This is a genomic window from Amycolatopsis sp. cmx-4-54 (assembly GCF_046548895.1).
Taxonomy (GTDB): Bacteria; Actinomycetota; Actinomycetes; order Mycobacteriales; family Pseudonocardiaceae; genus Amycolatopsis.
The window spans coordinates 66,540-91,802 of sequence record NZ_JAEBEJ010000004.1 but is presented as its reverse complement, the minus strand read 5'-3'; the positions used below and the strand labels follow the sequence as shown (position 1 = coordinate 91,802).

Genomic DNA, 25,263 nt, shown 5'->3' with positions numbered 1-25,263 from the left:
TCGCCGCAACACCGAGGGTCCGATATGGACCGGAACGATCACCGGTGAAGTTGTTGGCACGCAGTACTTAGAGTGTTGTGTTGACACTGGGAGAAAACATGGCCGACGAATCGAAGCCACAGGACAAGTCCGTTTCCGGCGTGGTGCCGGTGCAGTTCAGCGCGGACGCCGAGACCCACGACATCGCCGTCGTGGCCACGAACCGGGAGGCGCTGCGCCGTTCGCCGTTCGGCGCCGAGGTACCCCTGCGCGCCGCCAGCGGCGAATAGCCCGGGCGGCGGAGACTCCGGCGGGAGAGGTACAGTGCGGCCGGGCACACCCGGGTGAAGATGCTTGTCGGCCCTGCGTGAGATGTGCTTTACTGCTTCAGGTCTCGTTTTTTGTGTTCGTGTTGGTTCACGCTCGCAGAACTCAGCGGGCGTAGTGTCTCCTCGTGTTTCCGGGGAAGCAAACCGTCTGGTCATGACCCGGGCTGCCGACGTGGCTTCCTGTTTGTTTGTGTTGCATATGGAGATTTTATGACTCAGGGCACTGTGAAGTGGTTCAACTCCGAGAAGGGGTTCGGCTTCATCACTCCCGACAACGGCGGCGGCGACGTCTTCGTGCACTACAGCGAGATCAAGGGCAACGGCTTCCGTACCCTCGAGGAGAACGCCCGCGTGGAGTTCGAGATCGGGCAGGGCGCGAAGGGTCCGCAGGCCACCTCGGTCACCGTGATCTGATCCAGGTTTTCCAAGCAGGGCCGTCATCCCCTCGGGGAGGCGGCCCTGCTGCTTTTCCGGGGTTCTCACCGGCGCGCCGCCGCGTGTCGTCCGCCTGATCACGCGTGTTGTCCATCCCATCACGCGTGTCGTCCATTCAGTCACGCGAATCCGCCACCCGCGCACCCCAACGGCCCCCGATCCTGACGAAAGTCGAGGCTTCCGCCTGACCTTCGTGCACTGTCTCAAGTCGCCCTTACCGGCGACGATTCCGCCATGAACGGGAAAACCGGCCGATGGATCGGCGGAGTGGCACTGATTCTCGCCCCGCTCGTGTGGTGCGCGGGCCTGTTGCTGCGGCATCTGGTGCTCAAGGACTTCACGCCGGAGCAAGTCGCTTGGTTCGACCAGCAGCCCTTCGCCGCGCCTGGACAGCTCGCCGCGTACGCCGCGAACCCGGGTTTCGTGACGGCCGCGTACTCGCTCTTCCTGCTCGGAGCGGTCCTCCTGCTGCCGGCTTTCCTGATGTTGGCGAAAATCGTCGCGGCGAAGGCGCCGGCGCTGGCCGCGTGGGGATTCCTGCTGCTCACGTTCGGTTTGTTCGCACGGGTCTACTTCGCCGGTGTCGAGCTGACGGCCTTCGAGCTCGTCGACAAGCTCGGTCTGGACCACGCGACGAAGCTGGTGATGGACGACTACGTCGACCTGTCCTACGGGTTGTGGCGCGTCCCGGTCACCGCGTCGGCCGGCCAATACGCCGGGGGACTGCTGCTGGCCATCGGGGCGTTCCGGGCAGGCACCTTCGGCATCGTGCGGGCGCTGCTGTTCCTCTGGCCGTGCACGCTCTGGATGGGCGTGCTGAAGGAAAGCGAGCTCCTGAGCGTCTTCACCGCGGTGGCCCTCGGTCTGGCGCTCGTCCCGCTCGGCGTCCGCGTCCTGACGAGGCGCGCCGACCCTCAGGTGGGGGAGACGAGTCCCGCCTCGTAGGCGAGCACGATCGCCTGTGTCCGGTCCCGTAACCCGAGTTTCGCCAGTATCCGGCCGACATACGTCTTGATGGTCTGTGCCGAGAGCACCAGATCCGCGGCGATCTCCGGATTGGACCGTCCTTTCGCGATCAACCGCAGCACTTCCCGTTCGCGTTCGGTGAGCACGTCGAACTTCGCCGGGGAGGGCCGCGGAACCGGTGCGCTCGCCACGAAGTTCGTGATGAGCCGCTTCGTGACCGCGGGGGAGAGCAACGCGTCACCGGCGGCGACCACTTCGATGGCGTTGATCAGCTCGGCCGACGGCGCGTCCTTCAACAGGAACCCGCTCGCACCCGCCCGCAGCGCCTCGTAGACGTAGTCGTCCAGATGGAACGTCGTCAGGACGAGCACTTTCGGCTTCTCGCCGTCGCCTTCGAGCAGCCGCCTGGTCGCTTCGAGACCGTCCATCACCGGCATCCGGATGTCCATCAGGACGACGTCCGGTGGCGTGGCCAGCGCGGCGATGCTCGCGAGCGCCGCGATCCCGTCGCCCGCCTGGCCGACCACGTCCAGACCCGGTTGCGCGTTCAGCAGGCCGGCGAAGCTCTCCCGCACCAAGGCCTGGTCGTCGACGATGAAAACGGTCGTCACGCGTCGTCCACCCCCGGGAGATCCAGCTTGACGGCCACGCGGAAACCGCCGTCGGCGCGCGGTCCCGCCTCGTAGGATCCGCCGATCAGCGTAACGCGTTCGGCGATCCCGGCGAGGCCGGTGCCGTCGCCGGCCGAGGGCGCGGCAGGCCGTGTGGGCGGTCCGTTCTCGACGAGGATTTCGAGCCCGTCGGGTCCTCGCCGCACCTCGACGTCCACTTCCGCCCCCGGGCTGTGCCGTGCCGCGTTGCTCAGCGCCTCCTGGAGGATCCGGTACGCGGCGAGTTCGACCAGGGCGGGGACGTCGTCGCGGGCGGAGAGCTCCGCGCGGATCCCGATCCCGGAGGCCCGGCAGCCGTCGATCAGCGACGGCACGTCCGCGAGCCCCGGCTGTGGTTCGTGCTCGGGCTCGGCCTCCGTGTCACGCAGGACGCCGACCAGCCGCCGGGCCTCGTCGAGCGCCTCCCGCGCCGCGACCCCGATGGCGCGGAACTCCTCCTCCGCGGCCTCGGACACGTCCGCGACGCGATAGCGCGCGCTGTCGGTCCGCAGCGCGATCAGGGAAAGATGATGGCCGATGATGTCGTGCAGCTCCCTGGCGATCAACGCGCGTTCCTGCAACGAAGCCCGTTTCGCCCGCTCCTCGACCGTCGTGCGCTCGGCCGCGTCGGCCTGCTCCAGCGCCCTGCGGCGTTGCTGCATCCCGTATCCGGCCGCGATGGTCGCGGCCACCACGATCAACGACCACGCCAAGGTCTTCGTGCCCGCGCGTGGTAGCTGCGCGATGCCGACCCCGACGGCCAGCGTCACGGCGATGATCGAGATCCCCCTGCCCTGCCCGGGTTTCGCGCGGGCGAGCGTCATCGCGAGCACCGGGAGATACGGCAGGACGTGGACCTGCAACGGCCAGTCCGACAGGGTCGGGCCGAACAGCGTGTGGTCGGCGGGGAAAAGCACCGCGATGATCGCGCTGACCATCCCCGCCGCCGCCACCCGGACGGCGGTCAGCGGGCGCTTGACGACCAGCAACGGCGGCGCGATCTGCAGGAGCAGCAGGAAGAAGACCAGCGGTGCGCTGGTGCCGCCGAGGTAACGCGCCCAAGTGCCGTAGGTCATGCCCACCAACACCGCGAGCGCGGATCCGGCGAGGAGTGTCTTCACCCAGACCGGGCCGCGCCACCAGGCCGACGGCGGTTCCAGATCGGCGTCGCGGCCGGTGAGGAGCGCCCACCCCAGGGAACCGCCGTACGAGTCCATGGCTCGACGCTAACGACGCCGCGGACCGGGCACATCCCCTCGTGGGGGACACCGGGAGTCCCCCACGAGGTGACGCGGACTGCTCGCCCGGGCGGGATGTGCCGGACGGTGCCCGGCGGTCAGGCTCGGTTCATGAACGACATCAGAGGGCTGATCAGGCTGTCCGCGTTCGCGTGGCTGGCCGTGGGACTGGTCATCGCGGTCTACGTCGAGATCGTCAACGCCGGCGCGGTCGATCCGCTCGCCACCACCTTCAGCGAGTACGTCCACGTCGGCCAGGGCACGCGGCTCGTCGGGGTCGCCATGCTGGCCGTCGGCTTCGGCGCGCTGACCATCGCGGGCGGCGTCCGTCTGTCCGGCGCGGTGTGGGCGGCCAGGCTCGTCGCCTTGTCCGGCGTTGCGCTGTGCCTGCTCGCGGTGTTCCCGCAGGAGCCGATGGACCAGCCGCTGACCTGGCACGGCGCGATCCACCGGCATGCCGCGCTCGTCGCTTTCGCCGCGTTGCCGCTGGCAGGACTGCTCCTCGGCGGGGCCCGGCGGTTGTCCTACGCCGCGTTGGCCGCCCTGGTGGTCTTCGTCGCGACGTTCCTGGTCGACGCCCGCGCGGTGAGCGGATTGGCCGAACGGATCCTGCTGATCCTCGAACTCGCGCTGCTGGTCACCCTCACCCGCCGCGGTGGGTTTGCGATGCAACCTCGTGCAACTCTTTCTTTCGTGGCCCGGACGTCGTTTCCTTGTAGGGACTTGGCGCGGCAGCGGAGGACATGTGGGCGAAGCGGTTGCGGGGATCGTGGCGAACCCCGCTTCGGAGCGTGACATCCAGAGCCTGCGTTCGGCACTGAGAGTGGCCGGCGTCGGCCGCGTGATGGTGTGGACCGACGCGGGGAAGATCATCGGCACCGTCCGCCGGATGGTGGACGCGGGGGCCAGCGTGCTCATCTGCCTCGGCAACGAGACCATGATGCGCGCGGCGGCCGCCGCCTGCGGTGATGTGCCGCTGCTGATGCTGCCCGCCGGAGGCGCGGACGAGTCCACCGTCGCCGGCCTCGCCGCCGGGCTGGTGGCCACCCATCAGGTGGACACGGACCTGGTCACGAACCGCGCGACCGTGCTCGAGGTCGTCACGAAGGCCCGGCGCGAGATCGCGTTGAACGACGTCAGCGTGTGTTCGGAGAGCCGGTGGGATCCCGCGTCATTGACCGAGCTGTACTGCACCTTCGCCGTTCCGGACGGGGTCGGGCTGTCGAGCATCCCCGGACGGCTGTGCCCCAGTCCAAAGTCCACTGTGGACGGTGTCGCGGTCTCGCTCGGGCCGGTCGACGAGACGCCGTACGTCGTGCAGGCGCCGATCGCGCCCGGCGAGGTCCGGGCGGTGGGCGTCCGGGGCTGGAGCGTGCTGTACGCGGGCGTCCGCGTGGACCTCGCCGCCGCCGGCGGCTCCATCGCGCTCGACGGCCAACCGCATTTCGTGCTCAAGCCGGGAGAGAGCGCTTTCGTGGAGTTGAAGCCCGACGGCCCGTGGTGCGTCGACGTCCGCGCTGTGATGGCCGAGGCCACCAGGACCGGTCTGCTGCTTGGCCGGAAACCGGCGGAGGTCCTTCCCGCGCCCCGGCTCGCGGACGCCCCCTTCCCCGGGTAGACCGCGCCCAGGTCACACAGACCTTTCGCTCCCCGGGACACCCGGGCACACTGGCCTGAACAGAGCAAAAAAGGAGTAGGCCAGGTGCAGCTGGAGGCGGCGCTGCCGGTCGGCGCGGACCCGCGGCGGCACGCGCGCGCCCTCGCCGAAGCGCGTGAGGCGGCGCTCGCCGGGACCACCCTCCCGAGCCTTCCGCGAGCGGTCATCGGCGCGTCCTGGCAGCGTATGCGGCGTCTCGGCCTGGACCCGGACCGCGGCTCGCCCTCGTCCGCGCTGACGCCGGACCAGCTGGAAGCCCGCCGCCGCCGGAGCGGCCTCGCGGCCGTCCTCCCCGTTCTGCGCGGCGGCCTGATCAGCCTCGCCGAGCAGGCCGCGCACATCATGGCCGTCGTCGACGCCGACGGCCGTGTCCTCTGGCGTGACGGCAGCACCGCGGTCCGCCGCCGCGCCGACGGGCTCGGGTTCGTCGAAGGGGTCGGCTGGCACGAGCGCGCCGCGGGCACCAACGCCATCGGGACGGCGCTGGTCGCCAGGCATCCGGTCCAGGTCTACTCGGCCGAGCACTACGTCAGCAACCAGCACGACTGGACCTGCGCCGCCGCGCCGCTGCACGATCCCAGGGACGGCAGGCTGCTCGGCGTCGTCGACCTCTCCGGACCGGCCTCCACCGTGCATCCGACGACCCTCGCCCTGGTCGACACGGTCGCGAAGCTCGCCGAAGCACATCTGCGCACCACCCACCTCTCGGATCTCGAACGGCTGCGCGGTCTGGCCACGCCGCTGCTCGCCAAGGTGAAGGGCCGGGCGGTCATCGCCGACCCGCACGGCTGGATCGCCGCCTCGGCCGGACTCGTCCCGGTCGGCCGGATCGCGTTGCCGAACGACGCCGCCCCCGGCCGCACCTGGTTGCCCGCCTACGGCGAATGCCTGCTGGAGCCGTTGCCTGGAGGCTGGCTCGTCCGGCTCGCCGATGAGGAGGACGCGCCGCCGACGCGGGTCGTACTCGATCTGAGGTCGTCGAGGGAAAGCACCCTGCGCGTCTCGGGCGCGGCGGGAACCTGGTCGCATCGGCTGAGCCCGCGGCACGCGGAGATGCTGTACGTCCTCGCGCGGCATCGCGAAGGCAGGTCGGCGTCGGAACTGTCGCGCGACCTCTTCGGCGACGCCGGCCGCACCGTCACCGTCCGCGCGGAGATGTCCAGGATGAGGCGGCATTTCGGCGGATTCCTGCTGGCCAGGCCGTACCGGTTCGACGACGACGTCGAGGTCGTCGTCGAACGGCCGTCCGAGGGCGAGGTGCTCCCGCATTCGGTCGCGCCCGCCGTCCGTGCCTGAGTGCGCGATCGTGCGGTACGGCCTGAAAAAGGCCGTTCACCCGGCCGGGAGATCACGTGCCGATGACACACACCGGTGTCACTGGCTGCGCCGATCCCGACTCGGATACCTTCTTTGCGGGTAGAGCCAATGGGGAGGATCGGCGATGACGAGCACAGTGACCCGGCCGGGGCCGCCGGGGAGCCCCGAGCCGCCCCCTGCGCCGGGGGGTCGCGGAGGGATCGCCGGGCTGCTCGAACTGCCGGGCAACGGCGTCCGCGCGGTGGTCCGGTCCGCGGCGACCACGCCGGGCAGGCTGTCGGTGATCGCGATCGGGCTCGTCCTGCTGTCGCTGGTCGCGGGCCTGTTCGGCACGCTGGCCGCGCAGGACAAGAAGGACACCATCAACGGCCTGATCGACCACCGCGAACCGCTCGCCGCCGCCGCGCAACAGGTCTACCGCGCGCTTTCGGACGCCGACGCGACCGCGGCCAGTTCGTTCCTCTCGATCGGCACCGAGCCACTCCCGATGCGCCAGCGGTACGAACGCGACATCGCGGAGGCCGGGGCGGCGCTGGCGAAGGCGGCATCGGACTCCTCCGGCGTCGACGAAGCGGCGGAGCGGATCAACACCCTCGGCCGTGAGATCCCCGTCTACACAGGACTGATCGAGACCGCGCGCACCTACAACCGGCAGGGTTTTCCCGTCGGTGCCTCGTATCTGCGGGAAGCGTCCGAGCTGATGCGGGCGAAAATCCTTCCTGCCGCCCAGGACCTGTACCGCATCGACACCGAACGGCTCGCCGCCGAACAGGACGACGCGACCGGATTCCCTTGGCTGGCAACGGCTTTGGCGCTCGCCCTGCTCGCCGCGCTGATCGTCACGCAGGTGCATCTGACGCGGAAGACCAACCGGCTGCTGAACGTCGGGCTGGTCGTCGCGACGGTGTCGGTGGTGGTGGCCCTGCTGTGGGGCGCGGTCGCGCTGATCGTGCAGAGCAGCCTCGTCGGCAGCGGTGAGGAAGACGGCTCCCACCAGGTGGACGTCCTCGTCCGCGCCCGGATCGCGGCGCTGCAGGCACGAGCCGACGAAACGCTGACCCTCGTCGCCAGGGGCGACGGCGCGGCGTACGAAAAGGACTTCATCGAACTCACCGGGCAACTCGGCGGGACGGACGGCCAAGGTGGCCTGCTGGGCGAGGCCCGCGGTCTCGCCGCGGGCGGTGCGGCCGCGGACAAGGTGGACGCGGCCATCCAAGCGGCGTCGGCCTGGTTCAAGGCGCACGGTCAGGTGCGGCGGCAGGACGACGACGGCTCCTACCAGGACGCCGTCGACACCGCCATCCGTGACGACAAGCCAGAGGGCGCCGCCGTGGCGTTCCTGCGGCTCGACGAGAACCTGGTGGCCGCGATCAACGTGGGACGACAGGAATTCCTCGACGACACCCGCGGCGCCGAACGGGCGCTGACCCTGCTCGCGCCGGGCATCGCGGTACTGGCACTGATCGCGGCGGCAGGGGCCGCGTTGGGAATCCGTGAACGGCTGAGGGAGTACCGGTGATGCGGAAAGGTCTGCGAACGGCCGTTCTCGGCGCGGTCTTGGTGCTGGCGACGGCTTGCGGCAGCGCGGGGGCGCCGGTCGACCCGGCTCCCGTCGGCGAGGTCGCGCCGCCGATGCCCGCGAACGTCGGCGGCGCCGACAACGCCGGCGGTGGCGGAACGACCGACACGAGCTGCAACCCGCTGGCCAGCCTGCGGCCGACCAGCGGCACGTCGATCACCAGCGGTTCGACGATGGCGAGGATCAAGGAGAACGGCAAGCTCGTCGCGGGGGTCGACCAGACGACGTTCCTGTTCGGTTTCCGCAATCCGACGTCGGGCCAGCTCGAAGGTTTCGACATCGACATGGTCAACGAGATCGCGAAGGCGATCTTCGGCAGCGCGGAAGGCCGCGTGCAGTTCCGGGCGATCCCGTCGAAACTGCGGGAAGAAGTGCTCGAGAAGAAGCAGGTCGACATCGTGGTGCGGACCTACAGCATCACCTGCAGCAGGCTGAAGAAGGTCAATTTCTCGACCGCGTATTACCAAGCGGGGCAACGGATCCTGGTCGAATCCGCCTCGAAGGTCGCGAACCTGTCGGACCTCGGCGGGCGGCGGGTGTGCGCGACCAAGACGTCGACCTCGCTGACGAAGATCGCGGCGGATCCGGCGAAGGCGGTGCCGGTCTCGGTGGACAACTGGTCGGACTGCCTGGTGATGCTGCAGCAGAAGCAGGTCGAGGCCGTGTCGACGGACGACGTCATCCTCGCCGGGATGCTCGCGCAGGACCCGACGCTGAAGATCGTGGGAAGCAGGTTCACCGAGGAGAACTACGGCATCGGTGTCCCGAAGGAGAACGAGGACATGGTGCGGTTCGTGAACGCCGTACTGGAGAACGTGCGCGGCGGCGCGTGGCAGGAGAGCTACGCGAAATGGATCGGGAACAAACTCGAGGGCGGTACGCCGCCTCCGGCCCAGTACAAGTGAGAACGGGCCGTTCGGGATTCGCTCCCGAACGGCCCGCTTCCGCTCAGGGGGACTTCTCGCCGATCACCGGCGGCACCGGCTTCGTTTCGCCTTCATAGCCGCCGAACAAGACGTCGGCGTCCTCCTCCTGCAGGTAGTTCGGGGCCTTCTTTTCCTTGTCCTCTTCTTTTTGCCCCCTGCCGCCCGGAGCGCCACCGGCACCCATCGCGCCCGGACCGCCGCTCTTGCCCGCGGCGGCCGCGCCACCCCGGGTGACCCGCTCCTCCGGCAGCTTGCCGGCCCCGGAGCCGCCGCCCTTACCCGCGAGCTTTTCGGCCTCACCGGCCGAAACCTTGCCGCCCGCGAGCCGCTCGGCGACGTTGCCCGAGCCGCCGTTGCGCCCGAACCCGCCGCCTCCGCCACTGGTCAACCGGCTCGCCGCGCTGCCGCCCGGCCCACTCGTCGTCCGGCCGGGCTTGCCGCGATACTGCTCGCTGCCCAACCGGCCGAGACCGCTGGGACCGGGCGTGTTCAGCGCCGCCAACCCCGGCGTCGGCCCAGGCCGGAACGGCCCCGGCTGTCCACCGACCGGCTGACCCGGCGACGGCACCCCCGGGTGGCCGCCACCCGTGGTGATCCCAGGCGCCGGCGCGTTCGGACCACCCGTCGCGGGCATCCCCGGCCCAGGCCCGCTGTTGGGCCCCGGCCCGCCGCTGAAGCCCCTGGCTTCCGTACCCCCGGAGAACCCGGACGCCGTCGTCGACTCGCCCATTTCCGGCGGTGGCGCGAACGTGGGCTGCTTGGAGTTGACGTCGAAAAGCGACTGGTCGTAGGTGTGCATCACCTGCGCGGCCTGCTGGTGCGCCTGGAACGACTGCTCCTGCTTGGCGGAAATGTTGCCGACCGTGTCCACCGCGCCCGCCAAGTTGCCTGTGGCGAGCTGGTTGAGGGCGTTCTTGTACTCGGCGTTGCGGTCGAACGGGACCTCTTCGGGCATGGAGTTCTTCGCGGTGGTGGCCGCCGCGGCGGACTGGGAGAACCGGTTGGACGCGAGATACGCGCCGTCACCCGCGGTGTCGGCCCACTTGCTGATGTTGGAGAAGAAATCGGTGACCGACTTGGCGCCGTCGCCCTGCCAGTGCTCGCCCTCTTTGCCGATCGCCTCGCGGACGGCGTTGCTGAAGGTGTTCAGGGAGTTGCCCTGGTTGTTCCAGAGCTCGCCCTTCTCGTCGATGTCCCGCGGGTCGAGATCCTGCGTGACCATGTTCTTCAGGTCACCGTGCGGGACCGCTTCATAGCGCTGGTCCGAGGGATTGAGGCCGGCGCGGAACTGCTGACCTTGTGTCAGCGCCGCAGCCTGGTCGGCCGAGTACTGCCCCGCCTTCGCCTCAGCCGTCAGCTTCGCGGTGAGGGAGTTGCCGCCGGGACCGGCGTTGACTTCGTCGTACGTGTCGGAGTACCGCTTGGCCTCGTACGTCCGGCCGGTGTTGCCCATCGCCGAGAAATTGCTGTCGAAGTCGTCTTGGCCGACGTTGACCATGGTCCCTCCCGCTCCGTAGTCAGTTGCGTCTAGGCAGTTTCGGTTCAGCGGCCGTGGCGATCTCTCTGGAGAGTGCGCAGGCCTCCTCGTTGGTTCCCTTGTTCAAACCGGTGACGGCGATCGCCACTGTGCAGGCTTGCTTACCCGCATCGCCCGGGATCTCGACTGCCTCACGCTCGCCGACCTTCGTTGGAACCTTGGTTCCTTGGCCGGGGGACAGTTGATCGATCCCTGCCTCAGGGACGAGGTACAGGGTCACAGAGCCGAATCCATACTTCCGCGTGCCGCACCCGTTGTCGCTCTCGTAGATCTCCTCGGCAGGAGGGTCGAATGCTTTGGCCGTCGTCGTCGGCTCCAGCACGTCACAGGCCTTGAGGTTCCTGAACACATCGATCGGCTGAGTGCTGGACTTGTTTGCCGCGGCCTGAGGCACGGCACTACCCCGACGCTCGGATGAACAAGCACTGGCCACGACCGCGAGTACCGCGCTCGGGGCGACCAGATAACCGGGGCGCGAGCGAAGGATCATCAGCCCACCCTGGGAAGTTTGGGCTCAGCGGCGACGGCCAGTTCTCTGGCGAGGGCACAGGCTTCTTCGTTCGTGCCCTCGTTGAGGGACGTCGATGCCGTCATCCGGGCATTGGGAGTGACGGCGATCGCGACGGTGCAAGCTTCGGTGCCAGAGTCGCCTGGAATTTCGACGGCCTCACGGCCACCGACCTTGGTCGGGATCTTGGTTCCTTGGCCAGGTGACAGTTGGTCGATGCCCGCCTCGGGAACGAGATAAATGCTCACGGATGCGTATCGACGTTTCTGAGCGGCGCAGCCGTTGTCGCTCTCGGCTGTCTCCACAACTGGTGGATCGAAGCCTTTTGATGTCGTGGTCGGCTCGAGCAGGTCGCAGGCCTTCAGGTCGCCGAATACATTCTCGGACCCATTTCCATGCGAAGACGAGGGAGAGGTAATTGGGCTTGTGGCCGGGGTGGCGTTGCCCGGCTTTTCTGATGAACAAGCGGTAATAGTGAAAGCAAGAGCGGGAATTAGTATGGCGAGGAACCGGAACCTTGCTTTGGTGGTCATCGGTGATCTGTCAGTCCTGTCGCAGGGATCTTAAGCTGGTCCGCGTTGTCCGAATCTCGTTGGTGGTATCGGGCCTTGGCCAGATCGATGGCTTCCTTGGCACGGTTGAGCACACTCTGTAGAGCGTCTAGTTGCTTCTTGGCCGACAGTTCGTCACCGTCTGCTACCAGCGAGGCGTGATGGCCAACCTGCTGGGCGAACGGGCCAGTGCCGAGTTTGGGTTTCTCGGCAAGTCGGTTGAAGTGTCGTTGGTTGTTCGACCAGTCGTCGATGTAGTCATCGATGGCGGTCTTCAGGGCTTCCCCGGCTTCCTCGCTGACCGCGAACCGCCCCTCCTTCGCAGCCGTCACCATCCGGTCGGCCTGCGCCGAGAAGTCGCCCAGAATGTCCGAGAAGTTGCCCGGCGGCCCGCCGCCACCTTCAGTCATGGTCTCTCCCCTGTACCAAGTCCCGGTTACTCATAGCGCTCGTCAGATCACGATATCAGCGGAAACGGCCTCGGGGCCCGTCTTCCAGCGAGGATCACGCGCTGCCGACGCGGGCGGCTTCGACCAGGTCGTGGACCCATCGTGCCAGGTGGGAGCCACTCGTCGGGGTGAACGTGCGGCGGACTTCGCCGTCGGGGAAGCGGTCGGTGGCGAGCATGAAGCGGCCCTGGACGCTGTCGAACCACTGGACGCTTTTCTGCTGCGGTTTGCCCCGGTCGTCGCGCAGGGTGACGCTGACCGTGCCCAGTCGCGCGAGGGGGTGTTCGAAGAACCGGCCGGCGGCGCCCAGGCGGAGGTTGTTCGGATCCTCGTCGAACGGGTCGTCCGGTCGTTTGGACGGGGGGAGTGTGCTGGACGTCGTCACCCGTCCGGGGAAAGGCTGCAGTGACGGCAGATAACCGAGAACGGTCGCGACGACCTGTTCGGGGTAGACCGGCTCGAAGAGGATGTCGAATCCGCGTTGCTGGCTCACGACACCCAGGCGACTGTTCCACGCCCCTCGATAGAGGTATTCGGCGTCCTGCTCGACCTCGTGCGCCTCCATGGTGAGAACGAAGTCGCCGGTGGCCCAGAGCCGGAGGGTCTGGTCATAGTCGCGCAGGAGTTCACCGCCGCGGGCGAAGCCCCGCTCGGCCAGCTCGGTCCAGATCTCTTCGCAGTGCCGCTCGCGTTCGGAGACGGTGGTTCCGGCCGTCGGGATCTCGAAGGGCAGCACGAATCTGCCGAGCCCGAGTTCTTCGAGTACGACGTCGAGCTGGGCCATCGACATCGAAAATGACGCAGGCACCGGTCCCTCCCCCTCATCACCTGCTGAATCGGTTCTCCACCGCACCGTAGCGGGTTCGACCCGGCGCGGACACGACCTGCCTGCTCACGTCTAGGATCAGAGGGACGCTGTCGCGGGGATTTCGGGAGGTACCAGTGTCGGAAGAGCCGCGCCGTCCTCGGCACGCAGCGCCGGACGACGCCACGCCGGACCGTGAGGCGGAGTCCGCCTCCTGGACGCCGCCGGCGCCGGTCCGCTGGGAAACGCCCGAACCGTCCATTTCCGGCAGACTCGATTTCTCCGAGCCACCGCGGCCCAGGCCGGAGAAGGACGCCGAGCGCACGGTCTTCCACGCGCCCGTCCAGCGTCCGCAGACTCCGCCGCGCGGCCAGCAGCGGCCGATCCCGGGCGCCGAGGATCCGACTCGCCCGCCGGGCGACATGGCCCCGGTGAGCCCGAAGAACCAGATCGCCCGCCCTGACCGGCAGGCGCCCGCCGACGCGCCGCAGCCGACCAGCGTGCTCGCCTCGCCGGCACCGGAGACGCAGAGCATCATGCCGCCGACGCCGCGCGTCGACCACGGGCCCGGGCCGCTGCCGGATCCGGGGACGGAAAGCGTCCTCCCCGAACGCTCCAGCGAAAGCCGCGGAACAGGCACCGGGACCGGATCGGGCAGCCGTGGCACGGGCACCGGCACCGGAACCGGCTCGTTCCCCGGCACCGCGCGCCGGACGTCGTCGCGCACGTCGCGTCGTGGCCGTCTCGGCGCCGGGCTCGTCGACGTCCCGCAGGTGCCGTACCGCGACCCGGCGTCCGCGGTCCTCGACAACCCGATGGTGTCGGAGGAGAAGCGCTTCTGCGGTAGTTGCAGCGCCAAGGTCGGCCGCGGCAAGGACGGCAAACCCGGCTCGCCCGAGGGCAACTGCGAGAAGTGCGGGAACCCGTTCTCCTTCGTCCCGAAGCTGCGGCCGAACGAGATCGTCGGCGGTCAGTACGAGGTCCTCGGCGCGCTCGCGTACGGCGGCCTCGGCTGGATCTATCTCGCGCAGGACCACAACGTCAGCGACCGCTGGGTGGTCCTCAAGGGCCTGATCGACACCGGCGACGCCACCGCGATGGCGGCCGCCGCCAACGAGCAGCGGTTCCTCGCCGAGGTCGAACACCCCAACATCGTCAAGATCCACAACTTCGTGCAGCACCCGGACGGCGACACCGGCAACTCGGTCGGCTACATCGTCATGGAGTACGTCGGTGGCCAGTCGCTGCGGCAGCTCGCGCTCGCGCACCACCGCGAGACGAAGCGCCCGGAGCCGCTGCCGATCGGCCAGGTGATCGCCTACGGGCTCGAGATCCTGCCCGCCATGGGCTATTTGCACGGCCAAAACCTGCTGTACTGCGACCTCAAACCCGACAACGTCATCCAGACGCACGAACAGCTCAAGCTGATCGACCTCGGCGCGGTCCGCCGCATCGACGACTACGAGAGCCCGCTGTTCTTCACCACCGGCTACAGCGCGCCCGAGCTGGCGACGCACGGCGCTTCGGTGGCGTCGGACCTGTACACGGTCGGCCGCACGCTCGCCGTCCTCAGCTTCGAATTCTCCGGCTACACCACCAAGTACAAGACGACCCTGCCCGGACCGGACGTCGTCCCGTTGTTCGCGCTCTTCGGTTCGTACTACCGGTTCCTGAAGCGCGCGACGCATACCGACCCGGATCGCCGGTTCATCGCGGCCGAGGAGATGGCCGACCAGCTGACCGGGGTGCTCCGCGAGATCATGGCGCTGGGCACGGGTAAGCCGCGCCCTGGCGCTTCGACCGTGTTCGGCCCGGAGACCCGCACGTTCGGCGTCGACATGGTCGTCCCGGAGCACGGCGGGAGTGTGCCGCTGCCGGATCCCGGCGAGGTCGTCTCGGGTCTGCCGATCCCGCAGGTCGACACGGACGACCCGGCGGCGGGTGTGCTCGCGTCGACGGTCGCGCTCGATCCCAAGGGCGCGATCGACTCGCTGGCCGGCGCGCCGCGCGAGTCGATCGAGGTCCGGCTGCGCATCGTCCGCGCCCGGATCGAGCTTGGTGAGCTGGTCGAGGCACAGCGGCAGCTGCAGGCCGCGCAGTACCTCGCGATCAAGGCCGGTTTCCCGCACGACTGGCGGATCGACTGGTACCGCGGGCTGATCGAGCTCGCGGGCGGCCGGTCCCGTGTCGCGCACGTCGCGTTCGAAGCGGTGTACGACGATCTGCCCGGCGAGATCGCGCCGAAGCTGGCCTTGGCCGTCAGCGCGGAGGGTGTCGGGGACTACTTCGGCGCCGCGCGCTACTACGAGCTGGTGTGGCGAACGGACCGGTCGTACGTCAGTGCCGCCTTCGGCCTCGCTCGCGTGTACCTCGCGCAGGGCGCCAGGGCGAGTGCGATCGAGGTGCTCGAGGCCGTCCCCGCGTCTTCGACGCACTATGTCGCCGCGCAGGTGGCCGCGATCAAGATCAAGACCAGGATCAACGGCGGCGGCAAGGACCCGGTGATGGTGTCCGAGCGGGATCTCGTCGACGCCTCGACCAGGCTGGAGCGCCTGCAGCTCGACGCCGAACGCCGCACGCGTTTGTCGGCGGAGGTCCTCGAAGCGGCGTACGGCTGGCTCAACTCGCAGAACCGGCCGACGCCGGGAGCGAAGGTGCTCGGCTGCGACCTGGACGAACGAGGTCTGCGGTTCGGGCTCGAGCGCTGCTACCGGACGCTTGCCCGGCTGGCCGGTTCGGTCGACCAGCGGGTCGAACTCGTCGACAAGGCGAACGCGATAAGGCCGAGGACCCTCACCTAGCACGCATTTCGTCCTCTGAATGCGGTAGTTCGGCCTACGAACCACCGCATTCAGAGGACGAAATGCTCAGGGGTTGATGTCCCACTCGCGTTCGCGCTTGGCCTTCTCGTGCGCGGCGGCGAGCTTCTGCAGCGCCTCGGGATCCCCGTGGGTGCTGAAGTGCTCGAACTCGACCCGCACGAACAGTGCCCGCGCGCGCACCGCGACAGGGCCGTCTTCGGCGTCGAGCCGTCCGTCGGCGCTCACGTAGATCTTCCGGCCGGCGACGCCGTCCAGTTTCGTGGCGATGTACAGGGTCGAGCCGACCGGGACCGGCCGGAGGAAGTCCGTCTCCAGCTTCCCGGTGACCGCGGGGCGGCGCAGCAGGTTGCCGACGGTCGCACCGAGCGCCTCGTCGAAGGCGCAGGCGAGGAGGCCGCCGTGGGCGAGGCCGGGCGCACCCTGGTGGGCGGAGGTGACGGTGAACTTGGAGTACACCGTCGTCCCTTCGCCCACCGTCGAATGCAGGTGGAGCCCGGCCTCGATCTCGTCGCCGCACCCGAAACACTCACCGAAGTGGATGCCGAGGTGACTGCCCGGCTGCGGGGCTTTCGGGTGAACGGTCGCCGGTTCGACTTCGACCGGCGGCCACGGCTGCGAGATACGGCTCATGGCAAGACGTTAACTCGCCGGTAGCTCGGAGGGATCGCCGGGAGTGACCGTTTCCGGCTTCCGGCGCCGGATGATCCGCGAACTCACGATGCGACGCAGCGACACCCCGGCCGTCTCCGGCAGCAGCAGGATCGGGATGGCCGCGATCGCCGCCGCGCCCATCAGGTAGTACGCGGGCCACAGATTGTCGCCGGTGGACTTCACCAGGCTGCCGATGACGTACGACGCCGTGCCGCCGAACGCGGCGGTGGAAACGCTGTATCCGATGGAGAAACCGCCGTAGCGCTCCTGGGTCGGGAACATCGCGGGCAGCGTCGCCGCCAGCACGGCGAGGATCAGCACCAGCGGTATCGCGATCATCACCAGGCCGAGCATGAGCTGCCAGGCGTTCTGGTCGTCCGCGGCCGCGCCCATCAACGAGAACGCCGGGATCGGCAACACCAGGAAGCTCGCACAACTCGCGATCAGGATGGGTTTTCGCCCGATCTTGTCGGACAGGATGCCGACCGGCACGATCAAGATCAGCATCAGCGCGATGGTCGCCAGGATGATCAGCAACGGCGCGTGCCCGCTGAAGCCGACCACGTCCTTGAGATACGTCTCCAGGTAGGTGATCACGATGTAGTCGGCGACGTTCAGCATCACCACGATGCCGATCAGGTGCAGGATCGACGACCAGTGCTTCTTGAGCAGCGCCTTCAGCGGCGACTTCTCGACCTGGTTCTTCTTCTCGATCTCCTGGAACAGCGGAGTGTCCTCCAGCTTGTTCCGCAGGTAGAGACCGACGATGCCGAGCGGGCCCGCGATCAGGAACGGCAGGCGCCAGCCCCATTCGCGCATGGCCTCGTCGCCGAGGACGACGGTGAAGATCGTGACGAAGCCGGCGCCCATCGCGAACCCGACGAGCGTGCCGAACTCCAGCCAGCTGCCCCAGAACCCCCGGCGCCGGGCGGGCGCGTACTCCGCGATGAACGTCGCCGCGCCGCCGTACTCACCGCCCGCCGAAAAACCTTGGATGGTGCGCAACAGGATCAGCAGGACAGCCGCGGCCGGGCCGATCGTCGCGTAGGACGGCAACAGGCCGATGATGAACGTCGACCCGGACATCAGGATGATCGTCAGCGCTAGCACCTTCTGGCGCCCGATCTTGTCCCCCAGCGGGCCGAACACGAAGCTGCCGAACGGCCGCACGATGAAGGTGATCGCCAAGACCGCGAAGGTCGCCAGCGCGCCTTCGGAAGTGCTCGAAGCGTTGAAGAAGACCTGCCCCAGGATGGCGGGCATGAAGCCGAATACGCCGAAGTCGTACCACTCGATGCAGTTACCCATCGCCGCGCCGGCGACGGCCTTTCTGATCTGCTCAGGTGGGGCCTCCGCCGGTTCCCCTTTTTCCTGATGTGACGCGCTCAGCGCCTCTTCGGCCATGGGTTTGACCTCCCGACCCACCCGTTACTTACCCATCGTCGAGGGTTTGTTCCCTCGACCGTAGGCATTCAAACGTCCTGATTCAGCGCTTTGGAGTGGTCACGCGAGCGTCGTTCCCCCGAATCGGTGACGAAGCACCAGGTGAACCCGATGTCGGAGAATTACCGATTACTTTGGGTCACACTTCGGGAATCGGATGTTCCGGACGGGCGGATCAGTGGGTCGTGATCGCCGTCGGTGGCGCGCTCGACTCCTTCGTCGGCGACGGAGCGTGAGGAGGACCGGCCGTCGTGGTGCGTCCGGGCTGGACGGACCTGGGTGTCGAACGCGTCTGCTCGGTCTTCGGAGCCGTCGCGGCCGGCGGCGGCTTCCCTGGAGAGACCGCCGGGCGAGGAGTCGGCTCGGAAGGCGCCGGCGACACCGGTGCCGGGGCGATGGTCGACAGGCCCGGCCCCGCGGGCTGAACCGGCACGGAACCGTCGCCGCCACGGCCGCCGACGGCGATCGCGCCGAACACGATCACCGCGACCGTCGCCAGCGAACTCCCCGCCACCGCCAGCCGTTTGCGTCGTCGGCGGATCCGGCCACCCCGCTCGATGATGTCCGCCGCCCGGATACCCAGCGGGGGACCGCTCGCCCCGTGCGAAAGCACGCCTTTGATGTCCTCGTCCATCTCCTCACCTCCCATCGTCGTGCGCTCCGCTCAAGGCCAGTTCGCTGAAATGCGGTCCGAGCCGCTTACGCAGGGTCGCCAGACCCCGCGCGGCCTGGCTCTTCACGTTCCCGGTGCTGCAGCCCAGCGCCGCGGCCGTCTCCTCGACACCGAGATCTTCGAAGTAGCGCAACACCAGTACGGCCCGCTGCTTCGGGGCGATACCGGACAGGGCGTGCCTGACCAGCATCTCGTGTTCCGTACCGCCCGCCTCGCTCGGAACGTCGGGAAGGGCGTCGGTGAGTTTCTCCCGTTTGCGCCACACCCGCCGATGCTCGGAGAGGAAGGTCCGCAGCACGATCTTGCGCGCGTAGCCGTCGAGCGCGTCGTGCCGGGAGAGCCTCGGCCAAGCCAGGTACAGCTTCAGCAGCGCGGCCTGGGTGATGTCCTCGGCCTGGTGCCAGTCGCCGCACAGGAGATAGGCGGTGGCACGCAGGTTGTGCGCGCGCTCGTCGAAGTACCGGGCGAACTCGCCGTCCCACGGCGAGCCCGTCCCGGTCTTCGACGAGCGGCTCGACGACACCTAGTTACCGGCTCCTTCGACGATGGCGGGGAGGCGCAGATCCCCGGTCGGCCCGGCGGGCACGGCCTTGGGCACGCGGTGCTCACCCGGCTTCACGACGGCGGCGCTGGTCTTCGCCGGGGCCGGCGCCGGCGAGGTGGAGGTGGCGCGGGTCGGTTCGCCCGGTGCCGCGGTGGGCGCCTTGGTCGGCGCCTGGGGCGCCTCGGTGGTCGGTGACGGGGCGCTCTGATCGGCGGAAGCCAGCGACGTGGTCGCGAAGGCGGCACCGCCCGCCAGCAGCAGCGCGCCGAGGGAAAGAGCGATACGAGTACGCAAGAGTGTCTCCTCGATCCGGGCGCCGCTCATTGGCCGCGGCGCCTTACGTCGTTAGACATGCGTCCCGCCCACCCTTTGGTTGCAGTGATTTTTCGAAAGTCTCGCAAGACGTCTCCCCAAGGGCGCCCCGCGCCCGACGGAGACTTCACCCGTGCGCCCTCTATTCGGGCCGAAGGCCCACTGGAACCTTTTGCGGGGCGCCCTTCGCGGAGACGTGAGCCTGATCGCGGTGTCGCGCCCCTCGAAAGGTTCCAGTCAGCGCACGGCAATAGACACGAACGGCCGGGAGACTTGTGGGTCTCCCGGCCGCCCGGTTCCATGGAAGTACTTCAGCTCGCGAGAGCGGACAGCTTGCTCCACTCGTCCCAGGAGTAGGTCCAGTCGCTGTAGTCGCGCGCCCGGTTGATCTTCACCGTGCTGCCCTCGATCTCGACGGGGTCGCCGACCAGGGCGCCATCCATGTACGCCTTGGCGTTCGCGGGCGCCAGGTTCACGCAGCCGTGCGAGATGTTCTTCTTGCCCTGCGCCCAGATCGAGGGCGCGTAGCCGTGGATGAACTCGCCGTTGGTCGAGAACCGCACCGCGGACGGGACGACGATGTTCTCGTAGTTGTAGCGCTCATTGGTCATCGAGTACGTGTCGTGCTTGGACATCACCACGTGCGTGCCGGTCGGCGTGACGCGGCCCTGGTCGGCGTCGAGGCCGTAGCTGGCCGGGTAGTCCGCGATCTGCTGCCCCTCACGGATCACCACGAGCCGGTGGGTCTGGGTGTTGCCCTTGACGATCTGCGAGCGGCCGATCGTGAAGCTCGCCGAGCGGTCTTCCTTGCCGTACACGCCTTCGCCGATCTTGACGCCGTAGATCTTGGCGTTGAACTTCACCGTGGTGCCGGGCTGCCAGTAGGCCTTCGGCCGCCAGTGCACCGAGGTGTCGTCGTGGACCCAGGCCCAGGACCCCTCGGTCTTCGGCGTGGTCTCGACCGACAGCGCCTTCTCGACCGACGCCTTGTCGGTGACCTTGCCCGGGAACGTCAGCGTGATCGGCATGGCGACGCCGTACGTCTGCCCGTCGAAGACGTTGATGTTCGCGCCCACCTGCTTGCGCGGCTTGACGGTGGTGAAGTTCCCGCCGATCTCGACGGGTTTGCCGTCGGTGCCGGTGGCCTTGCCGGACCACGTGTACGCCTTGCCGTAGCCCAGCTGTTCGGTGGTGGACCAGCTCTTCTTGTCCTCGGACGGCTGGCCCGCGACCTGTTTGCCGTCCGGATTGGTCAGCACGACCTGGTCGAGCGTGCCGTCGGCGACGCTGACCTTGATCGGCTGCCCCGGCGCGACGTCCTGCGCACCCGCCGAGGGCTCGTACGTCAGTTTGGCGGGCGCGGGCGCCTTCCCGCCGGTGTCGCTGCTGACCGGTCCGCCGCCGTCCGGCCCGCTGGCCGAGACGGTCGGCTCGCTGCTGCACGCCCCCAGCGTCAGAACGGCCACCAACCCCAGTGCCGCGAACGCCGCCCGGCGGCGCGCGGTTTCCGTGAACCTCAAAGCTTCCCCTTTGCTCCCCTGTACACCGACCATGACGTCCGGGCCGCCCCTTAAGTTGATCCCACAGAGAGTGATGCGAGTCACAATCGGGTGGATCATAGTTCACGATCGGGGCATGACCGACTTCGGTCCGTGTCCGGCGATGACCTGAGGTCGGCGTGCGGCGGAAGGGTAGTGAGGGGGTCCGACAGAAGCCGGATCGGCGTACGACGTTCCGGTGACCTTGGGACTTGGGGGTGCCCGGAGTCCGATCACGGGCTTCAAATATGGCCAGATCCCGGTACGCTGCCATCAGGCCGTCGTTTTGCGTGTTCGTGGCTTCACACTCGCGGAACTTCTGACGCGAGCCATGAGCCGGTGACGCGCTCTTCGCTCGACTCGTTGGAACCGCCCGGGACGGTCTGGGTGTCGCTTCGGAGGCACTCGAAGCGGATGTGCAACGAGGAGTAAAGCGGTGGCGCAAGGCACTGTGAAGTGGTTCAACGCGGAGAAGGGCTTCGGCTTCATCGCGCAGGATGGCGGCGAGGGCGACGTCTTCGTTCACTACTCGGAGATCGAGGGTCGCGGTTTCCGCACACTCGAGGAGAACCAGCGAGTGGAGTTCGAGGTCGGTCAGGGCCAGAAGGGCCCGCAGGCCCAGAAGGTCCGCGCGATCTGAGTCCGCCCTTCAGGCGTTGCTCAGACTGATTCAGAAAAGCCCCCGGCGGCCGCCGGGGGCTTTTCTCTTGCCTTGAAGGCTTCTTCTGTTGTGCTGTTCCGTTCCGGGTGACGGGGGTTCAGCGGGGGACGGGCTGCTCCCACGCGTCGGCGTCGAAGCGGAATTCGTCGGTGTGGGCTTCCTCGTGGCGGCGCTGCTGGGCCGAGTTGGCCTGCGACTCCCACGAGAGGCGCTCGAGGATCCATTCCTGCGCCAGCGCCTGCGGCGACAGGTTGCGCTCGGCGGCGGCGTCCTTGAGCTGTTCGCAGGCGATGAGGTTCATGCGCAGCTGGAACACCTGCGCTTCGCCGAAGCGCTTGCCGGTGCCGGTGCTCTCCGGGTCGTTCTCAGGGGCGAGGGCACGAAGGTAGCTGGTGAGCTCCGTGTCTTCGACGACCGCTTCGGCCTCCTTGGAGGCGGAGTTGCGGTGACGACCGGGGTTGACCGGCTTCAGGTTCGTGCGGCTGCCGCTACGACGGCTCAAGGAAGGAAGGGGCACCGGGCCACGATAACGGTTCGGTCTCGGCAAACCAACCACAGTGAGCCACGACACACCGATTCTTTTGTCTCGAATGGCCCAACCCCGACAGGAAAACCTTTTCCCGTGATCACAAACCGCGACCGGAAAGAATTCGATCAAGGTTCCCGATCCCGGGGCCGCCAACCGCCGCCGCAAGGAACCTGGGGTCTGGGGGTGGCCCCCAGAAAACGGAGCGACCCCCGCGCCAGGGGGAGAAACGCGGGGGTCGGAGGGGATCTCCACAGGCGCTGACCGGGGGTGTGTCAGCAAATCGATTGTTGCACGGTTTGCTGAGAAGGGCGAGTGGACGCGGTCAGAATTCCGGGCAGGACGCCACCTGTGGTTCGCCTGTGGTTCATGTGGCGCGTTCGTATGCGTGATCGCTCTGCGTTGTGCGGAGCGTGGCGACAGGTTCACTCTCCGGGGGGCTGTGTGTCGCGGCCGGCTCTGGCTAGCCTCGCGGCCAAGCTGTTCGTTGGCCGTCTGGAGGAACCATGGGTGGGTCTGTGGAAGTTCGACAGTTCCTCCTTCGGTACGAAGGTGCCGATGGGGGAAGCGCGACGACGTTGGCCGGTGGTCTGCCGGCGCAGCGCACGGGTCAGGGGGACGCGCAGCGCGTGTCCGACGACCAGGTGCGCCGTGCCCGGCTGGCGGTGGCCAACGGGGCGTTGGGTGTCGATGACTGTGTCCAGCTGCTGGACATGCTGGGGTTGACGCTGGACGAGGACGGGCAGGCGCCCGTTCAGCGCTGAGTTCGTTCACGGGGCCCGGTCGCGCGGGGTGTGCCGCGCGACCGGGCCCCGTTTCACGTCCGGGCGGCGGCTCGGGCCTGATATCCTGAACTCGCCGCGTTCTCGCAGGTCCCAGCCCTGTGAACAACTAAGGGACCCCCTGTGCGGAAGCGGAAACCGGGGTGTCCTATAGTTATGTTCGCTCCCGGGGACACCGGAGAGCGCGGGTCGGTCGGTTCGCCGAAACCGAACCGGGCTCCCATCGTCCAGCGGCCTAGGACTCCGCCCTTTCAAGGCGGCAACGCGGGTTCGAATCCCGTTGGGAGTACGCAGTACAGTTAGAAAGCAGTATGCAAGGCCCTGTGGCGCAGTTGGTTAGCGCGTCGCCCTGTCACGGCGAAGGTCGCGGGTTCGAGTCCCGTCAGGGTCGCAAGATCGTTCGGCTCCTTGCCGGCGTTCCCGGCCAGGTAGCTCAGTTGGTACGAGCGTCCGCCTGAAAAGCGGAAGGTCGCCGGTTCGACCCCGGCCCTGGCCACCGCTCAACGAACCGCCTCGATGCTCTTCGAGGCGGTTTTTTCATGTCTGGGGAAGGTGCACGGCAACGCGCGGTGGCGTCCGATGTCGCAGGAGCATCGGGCGCCACCGCGCGGTGGCGGACTCGGCGGCTACTTACCGGTCTGCTGCTCGACCCAGTCGGAGAACGCGGTCACGTCGGTGTAGATGCCCGGCATCTCCGGGCAGCTCGCGGTCTGACCGCGGCTGGTGGCGCCGACCAGCGTCCACTTGTCACCCGACTTCACCACGGCGGGGCCGCCCGAGTCGCCGTAGCAGGCGCTCGCCTTGCCGCCCTGGTTGTCCATGCACAGCTCGGTCTGCGCGTCGTAGGGTCCGGAGCCGGAGCACCCGCTGTCCTCGGCGATCTTGGTGTCGAGCTGCTGGAGCACCACCGGGGCGGAACCGCAGCCGCGCGTGGGACAGGTCAGCCCCCAGCCGATCTCCCGCACGTCGGTACCCGCCGCCGGAGACCGGCCGATCTCGATCGGTGCCGCCTCGGCAGGCTTGCTCAGACGCACCAGGGCGATGTCGTACGGGCCCGAGCCGTCGTACTTCTCGTGGACCACGAACTTGTCCACCTCGGCGACCTCGCCGCCCTTGGTGTGGTCGGTGGTGTTGAGGCGGTACTGCCAGTTGGCGGGCTGCTCACCCTCGACGCAGTGCGCGGCGGTCACCAGCCACTCCGGAGAGATCAGGGACGCGCCGCAGTTGTGTTCACCGCTCTTGGTCTGCATGGACGCCATGAAGCTGTAGGTTTCGGTCGCGTCCACACCACCCACGATCAGCGGCTGCACACCCGAGGGTTCGGCGGCGGAAGCCGGCATCGCCAACCCGAGCACGGCGGCCGCGCCGGTCAGCAGACCGGCGACGAGGGAACGAGTCCTCATCTGGCTTTCTCCTTCCAGACCGGTGTGTTTCACCGGCTCACTCCGGAAGGGTGGCCAACCGTCACTCGTCCGTGGAAGTGACGAAAGTCGGTGGCCGTTGCCAGTTACCAGTTGGGCGGCCTTGACTTCGAGTTAGGTGGAGGTGTCAATCTCGCAGCATGACACTCGCACCCGAGCAGGTAGACGAATGGACCGTCGACACCCTCGACCTCGACGCGTACCTCGGCCGGATCCGCCAAGACCGCGCGAAGCCCTCCGCCGTCGCGCTGCGTGAGCTGGCGAAGGCGCACATCCTGGCCGTCCCTTTCGAGAACGTCGATGTCGTTTTGGGGCAGCACAAGGGAATCGCGCTCGAAGACGTGATCGGCAAACTCGTCCACCGCCATCGTGGCGGCTACTGCTACGAGCACGGAAGCCTTTTCGCGGCGGCCGCCGAGCAACTCGGCTCCCCCGTACGCCGCCTGGTCGCGCGGGTGCAGCCGCAGAAGAACGGGCCGTACACGCATATGACGCTCGTGGCCGAGGCGGACGGCGTCCAGCATCTGGTCGACGTCGGATTCGGTGCCGGGATGCTGGTGCCGATGCCGCTGGTCGACGGCGCGGTGGTGGATCAGGCCGGCTGGCCGCATCGGCTCGTCGCCGACGGCGATTGGTGGCGCCTGCAGAAACAGGAGGGCGGCGACTGGACCGACCTGCACGCCTTCACGCTCACGCCGATGCACCGGATCGACTACGAGGTCTACCACCACTACACCTCGACGCATCCGCGGTCGCCGTTCACCGGGCAGCTGGTGGTCATGCGGCTGGAGGAAGGACTCAGCCGCAAACTGGTCGGCGAGGAGTTCATCGTCGAACGCCCGGACGGGACCAAGGAGACCACCACGATCCCACCCGAACGGCTCGACGCGACACTGCGCGAGCTGGACGTCGTCCTCACCGAGGACGAGCTCGCGAAACTGCTGACGATCTATCCGGGCTGAGG

General features: G+C 68.2%; 27 protein-coding genes and 3 tRNA genes. 15 read left to right on the top strand and 15 right to left on the bottom strand.

Features of this window, described 5'->3' with window-relative positions; all coding sequences use genetic code 11:
* The first annotated feature begins 98 nt into the window (after positions 1-98).
* From ACLJQ7_RS14250 to ACLJQ7_RS14240, 3 genes are all read left to right on the top strand, one after another.
* On the top strand, positions 99-269 hold the full coding sequence (locus tag ACLJQ7_RS14250; RefSeq protein ID WP_410648684.1) for a hypothetical protein: 171 nt from the start codon (positions 99-101) through the stop codon (positions 267-269).
* Positions 270-518: 249 nt separating this feature from the next.
* A complete protein-coding gene (locus ACLJQ7_RS14245) occupies positions 519-722 on the top strand; it encodes a cold-shock protein (protein ID WP_005163378.1) in 204 nt (67 codons plus the stop codon).
* Between the two features lie 255 nt (positions 723-977).
* On the top strand, positions 978-1,688 hold the full coding sequence (locus tag ACLJQ7_RS14240) for a hypothetical protein (RefSeq protein ID WP_410648683.1): 711 nt from the start codon (positions 978-980) through the stop codon (positions 1,686-1,688).
* On the opposite strand, the gene ACLJQ7_RS14235 is transcribed toward ACLJQ7_RS14240, so the two are convergent.
* Both ACLJQ7_RS14235 and ACLJQ7_RS14230 read right to left on the bottom strand, forming a co-directional pair.
* Positions 1,658-2,320 carry a response regulator gene (locus tag ACLJQ7_RS14235; RefSeq protein WP_410648682.1) on the bottom strand — a complete coding sequence of 221 codons (663 nt, stop codon included), beginning with the start codon at positions 2,318-2,320 and terminating at the stop codon, positions 1,658-1,660. The genes ACLJQ7_RS14240 and ACLJQ7_RS14235 overlap by 31 nt on opposite strands.
* The gene (locus ACLJQ7_RS14230) at positions 2,317-3,576 is read right to left on the bottom strand and encodes a sensor histidine kinase (protein WP_410648681.1); all 1,260 of its coding nucleotides are present in this window, start codon (positions 3,574-3,576) and stop codon (positions 2,317-2,319) included. Before ACLJQ7_RS14230 ends, ACLJQ7_RS14235 begins: the two co-directional genes overlap by 4 nt.
* A gap of 132 nt (positions 3,577-3,708) precedes the next feature.
* Between ACLJQ7_RS14230 and ACLJQ7_RS14225 the strand changes: the two genes are divergently transcribed.
* From ACLJQ7_RS14225 to ACLJQ7_RS14205, 5 genes are all read left to right on the top strand, one after another.
* Positions 3,709-4,392 (top strand): DUF998 domain-containing protein, encoded by a 684-nt coding sequence (locus ACLJQ7_RS14225; protein WP_410648680.1) that lies wholly within the window; start codon positions 3,709-3,711, stop codon positions 4,390-4,392.
* Positions 4,343-5,215 carry an ATP-NAD kinase gene (locus ACLJQ7_RS14220; protein ID WP_410648679.1) on the top strand — a complete coding sequence of 291 codons (873 nt, stop codon included), beginning with the start codon at positions 4,343-4,345 and terminating at the stop codon, positions 5,213-5,215. The genes ACLJQ7_RS14225 and ACLJQ7_RS14220 overlap by 50 nt, the downstream gene beginning before the upstream one ends.
* Before the next feature lie 84 nt (positions 5,216-5,299).
* Positions 5,300-6,550: a GAF domain-containing protein gene (locus ACLJQ7_RS14215; RefSeq protein ID WP_410648678.1), complete on the top strand. Its 1,251-nt coding sequence runs from the start codon at positions 5,300-5,302 to the stop codon at positions 6,548-6,550.
* A gap of 145 nt (positions 6,551-6,695) precedes the next feature.
* Entirely contained in the window at positions 6,696-8,090 is a 1,395-nt protein-coding gene (locus ACLJQ7_RS14210; protein WP_410648677.1) for a hypothetical protein, read from the top strand.
* Positions 8,090-9,055 carry a glutamate ABC transporter substrate-binding protein gene (locus ACLJQ7_RS14205; RefSeq protein ID WP_410648676.1) on the top strand — a complete coding sequence of 322 codons (966 nt, stop codon included), beginning with the start codon at positions 8,090-8,092 and terminating at the stop codon, positions 9,053-9,055. The genes ACLJQ7_RS14210 and ACLJQ7_RS14205 overlap by 1 nt, the downstream gene beginning before the upstream one ends.
* A 43-nt stretch (positions 9,056-9,098) precedes the next feature.
* Here the strand turns inward: ACLJQ7_RS14205 and ACLJQ7_RS14200 are convergent, their stop codons facing one another.
* The 5 genes from ACLJQ7_RS14200 to ACLJQ7_RS14180 form a co-directional block, all read right to left on the bottom strand.
* Complete coding sequence (locus ACLJQ7_RS14200; RefSeq protein WP_410648675.1) at positions 9,099-10,574, bottom strand: hypothetical protein; 1,476 nt, start codon at positions 10,572-10,574, stop codon at positions 9,099-9,101.
* A gap of 19 nt (positions 10,575-10,593) precedes the next feature.
* Positions 10,594-11,103 (bottom strand): hypothetical protein, encoded by a 510-nt coding sequence (locus ACLJQ7_RS14195; protein ID WP_410648674.1) that lies wholly within the window; start codon positions 11,101-11,103, stop codon positions 10,594-10,596.
* Entirely contained in the window at positions 11,103-11,654 is a 552-nt protein-coding gene (locus tag ACLJQ7_RS14190) for a DUF3558 family protein (RefSeq protein ID WP_410648673.1), read from the bottom strand. Before ACLJQ7_RS14190 ends, ACLJQ7_RS14195 begins: the two co-directional genes overlap by 1 nt.
* Positions 11,651-12,082: a hypothetical protein gene (locus ACLJQ7_RS14185; protein ID WP_410648672.1), complete on the bottom strand. Its 432-nt coding sequence runs from the start codon at positions 12,080-12,082 to the stop codon at positions 11,651-11,653. Before ACLJQ7_RS14185 ends, ACLJQ7_RS14190 begins: the two co-directional genes overlap by 4 nt.
* A gap of 94 nt (positions 12,083-12,176) precedes the next feature.
* On the bottom strand, positions 12,177-12,929 hold the full coding sequence (locus ACLJQ7_RS14180) for an ESX secretion-associated protein EspG (protein WP_410648671.1): 753 nt from the start codon (positions 12,927-12,929) through the stop codon (positions 12,177-12,179).
* A 134-nt stretch (positions 12,930-13,063) separates the two neighbouring features.
* Between ACLJQ7_RS14180 and ACLJQ7_RS14175 the strand changes: the two genes are divergently transcribed.
* Positions 13,064-15,727: a tetratricopeptide repeat protein gene (locus ACLJQ7_RS14175; RefSeq protein WP_410648670.1), complete on the top strand. Its 2,664-nt coding sequence runs from the start codon at positions 13,064-13,066 to the stop codon at positions 15,725-15,727.
* Between the two features lie 66 nt (positions 15,728-15,793).
* Here the strand turns inward: ACLJQ7_RS14175 and ACLJQ7_RS14170 are convergent, their stop codons facing one another.
* The 6 genes from ACLJQ7_RS14170 to ACLJQ7_RS14145 form a co-directional block, all read right to left on the bottom strand.
* Complete coding sequence (locus tag ACLJQ7_RS14170; RefSeq protein WP_020633063.1) at positions 15,794-16,378, bottom strand: PaaI family thioesterase; 585 nt, start codon at positions 16,376-16,378, stop codon at positions 15,794-15,796.
* 9 nt (positions 16,379-16,387) lie between these two features.
* Positions 16,388-17,803 carry an MFS transporter gene (locus tag ACLJQ7_RS14165; RefSeq protein ID WP_410648669.1) on the bottom strand — a complete coding sequence of 472 codons (1,416 nt, stop codon included), beginning with the start codon at positions 17,801-17,803 and terminating at the stop codon, positions 16,388-16,390.
* A gap of 214 nt (positions 17,804-18,017) precedes the next feature.
* Positions 18,018-18,476: a hypothetical protein gene (locus tag ACLJQ7_RS14160; RefSeq protein ID WP_410648668.1), complete on the bottom strand. Its 459-nt coding sequence runs from the start codon at positions 18,474-18,476 to the stop codon at positions 18,018-18,020.
* A gap of 4 nt (positions 18,477-18,480) precedes the next feature.
* Positions 18,481-19,038, bottom strand: a complete 558-nt coding sequence (locus tag ACLJQ7_RS14155; RefSeq protein WP_410648667.1) for a SigE family RNA polymerase sigma factor — start codon at positions 19,036-19,038, stop codon at positions 18,481-18,483.
* Positions 19,039-19,353: a hypothetical protein gene (locus ACLJQ7_RS14150; RefSeq protein WP_410648666.1), complete on the bottom strand. Its 315-nt coding sequence runs from the start codon at positions 19,351-19,353 to the stop codon at positions 19,039-19,041.
* Positions 19,354-19,682: 329 nt separating this feature from the next.
* Positions 19,683-20,924: a L,D-transpeptidase gene (locus ACLJQ7_RS14145; protein ID WP_410648665.1), complete on the bottom strand. Its 1,242-nt coding sequence runs from the start codon at positions 20,922-20,924 to the stop codon at positions 19,683-19,685.
* Between the two features lie 421 nt (positions 20,925-21,345).
* On the opposite strand from ACLJQ7_RS14145, the gene ACLJQ7_RS14140 reads away from it, so the two are divergent.
* Positions 21,346-21,549 carry a cold-shock protein gene (locus ACLJQ7_RS14140; RefSeq protein ID WP_003097368.1) on the top strand — a complete coding sequence of 68 codons (204 nt, stop codon included), beginning with the start codon at positions 21,346-21,348 and terminating at the stop codon, positions 21,547-21,549.
* A gap of 118 nt (positions 21,550-21,667) precedes the next feature.
* On the opposite strand, the gene ACLJQ7_RS14135 is transcribed toward ACLJQ7_RS14140, so the two are convergent.
* Positions 21,668-22,087, bottom strand: coding sequence for a hypothetical protein (locus tag ACLJQ7_RS14135; protein WP_410648664.1), 420 nt, complete (start codon positions 22,085-22,087; stop codon positions 21,668-21,670).
* Positions 22,088-22,602: 515 nt separating this feature from the next.
* Here ACLJQ7_RS14135 and ACLJQ7_RS14130 point away from each other — a divergent pair.
* The 4 genes from ACLJQ7_RS14130 (at position 22,603) to ACLJQ7_RS14115 (ending at position 23,374) form a co-directional block, all read left to right on the top strand.
* Entirely contained in the window at positions 22,603-22,860 is a 258-nt protein-coding gene (locus ACLJQ7_RS14130; protein WP_410648663.1) for a hypothetical protein, read from the top strand.
* A gap of 234 nt (positions 22,861-23,094) precedes the next feature.
* A tRNA-Glu gene (locus ACLJQ7_RS14125) sits at positions 23,095-23,167 on the top strand.
* Positions 23,168-23,195: 28 nt separating this feature from the next.
* A tRNA-Asp gene (locus ACLJQ7_RS14120) sits at positions 23,196-23,269 on the top strand.
* Positions 23,270-23,300: 31 nt separating this feature from the next.
* Positions 23,301-23,374, top strand: a tRNA-Phe gene (locus ACLJQ7_RS14115).
* 130 nt (positions 23,375-23,504) lie between these two features.
* Here the strand turns inward: ACLJQ7_RS14115 and ACLJQ7_RS14110 are convergent.
* Complete coding sequence (locus ACLJQ7_RS14110; RefSeq protein WP_410648662.1) at positions 23,505-24,281, bottom strand: S1 family peptidase; 777 nt, start codon at positions 24,279-24,281, stop codon at positions 23,505-23,507.
* A gap of 158 nt (positions 24,282-24,439) precedes the next feature.
* Here ACLJQ7_RS14110 and ACLJQ7_RS14105 point away from each other — a divergent pair, with 158 nt between their 5' ends.
* Complete coding sequence (locus ACLJQ7_RS14105; protein ID WP_410648661.1) at positions 24,440-25,261, top strand: arylamine N-acetyltransferase family protein; 822 nt, start codon at positions 24,440-24,442, stop codon at positions 25,259-25,261.
* Positions 25,262-25,263: the final 2 nt, after the last annotated feature.

Bases quoted from the DNA above. Each gene is read 5' to 3' on its own strand.
- ACLJQ7_RS14210 (WP_410648677.1), top strand. From the start codon at position 6,696: ATGACGAGCACAGTGACCCGGCCGGGGCCGCCGGGGAGCCCCGAGCCG.
- ACLJQ7_RS14200 (WP_410648675.1), bottom strand. From the start codon at position 10,574: ATGGTCAACGTCGGCCAAGACGACTTCGACAGCAATTTCTCGGCGATG.
- ACLJQ7_RS14130 (WP_410648663.1), top strand. From the start codon at position 22,603: ATGGGTGGGTCTGTGGAAGTTCGACAGTTCCTCCTTCGGTACGAAGGT.
- ACLJQ7_RS14145 (WP_410648665.1), bottom strand. From the start codon at position 20,924: ATGGTCGGTGTACAGGGGAGCAAAGGGGAAGCTTTGAGGTTCACGGAA.
- ACLJQ7_RS14190 (WP_410648673.1), bottom strand. From the start codon at position 11,654: ATGACCACCAAAGCAAGGTTCCGGTTCCTCGCCATACTAATTCCCGCT.
- ACLJQ7_RS14105 (WP_410648661.1), top strand. From the start codon at position 24,440: ATGACACTCGCACCCGAGCAGGTAGACGAATGGACCGTCGACACCCTC.
- ACLJQ7_RS14225 (WP_410648680.1), top strand. From the start codon at position 3,709: ATGAACGACATCAGAGGGCTGATCAGGCTGTCCGCGTTCGCGTGGCTG.
- ACLJQ7_RS14195 (WP_410648674.1), bottom strand. From the start codon at position 11,103: ATGATCCTTCGCTCGCGCCCCGGTTATCTGGTCGCCCCGAGCGCGGTA.
- ACLJQ7_RS14230 (WP_410648681.1), bottom strand. From the start codon at position 3,576: ATGGACTCGTACGGCGGTTCCCTGGGGTGGGCGCTCCTCACCGGCCGC.
- ACLJQ7_RS14165 (WP_410648669.1), bottom strand. From the start codon at position 17,803: ATGGCCGAAGAGGCGCTGAGCGCGTCACATCAGGAAAAAGGGGAACCG.
- ACLJQ7_RS14160 (WP_410648668.1), bottom strand. From the start codon at position 18,476: ATGGACGAGGACATCAAAGGCGTGCTTTCGCACGGGGCGAGCGGTCCC.
- ACLJQ7_RS14185 (WP_410648672.1), bottom strand. From the start codon at position 12,082: ATGACTGAAGGTGGCGGCGGGCCGCCGGGCAACTTCTCGGACATTCTG.
- ACLJQ7_RS14205 (WP_410648676.1), top strand. From the start codon at position 8,090: ATGCGGAAAGGTCTGCGAACGGCCGTTCTCGGCGCGGTCTTGGTGCTG.
- ACLJQ7_RS14170 (WP_020633063.1), bottom strand. From the start codon at position 16,378: ATGAGCCGTATCTCGCAGCCGTGGCCGCCGGTCGAAGTCGAACCGGCG.
- ACLJQ7_RS14110 (WP_410648662.1), bottom strand. From the start codon at position 24,281: ATGAGGACTCGTTCCCTCGTCGCCGGTCTGCTGACCGGCGCGGCCGCC.
- ACLJQ7_RS14250 (WP_410648684.1), top strand. From the start codon at position 99: ATGGCCGACGAATCGAAGCCACAGGACAAGTCCGTTTCCGGCGTGGTG.
- ACLJQ7_RS14245 (WP_005163378.1), top strand. From the start codon at position 519: ATGACTCAGGGCACTGTGAAGTGGTTCAACTCCGAGAAGGGGTTCGGC.
- ACLJQ7_RS14240 (WP_410648683.1), top strand. From the start codon at position 978: ATGAACGGGAAAACCGGCCGATGGATCGGCGGAGTGGCACTGATTCTC.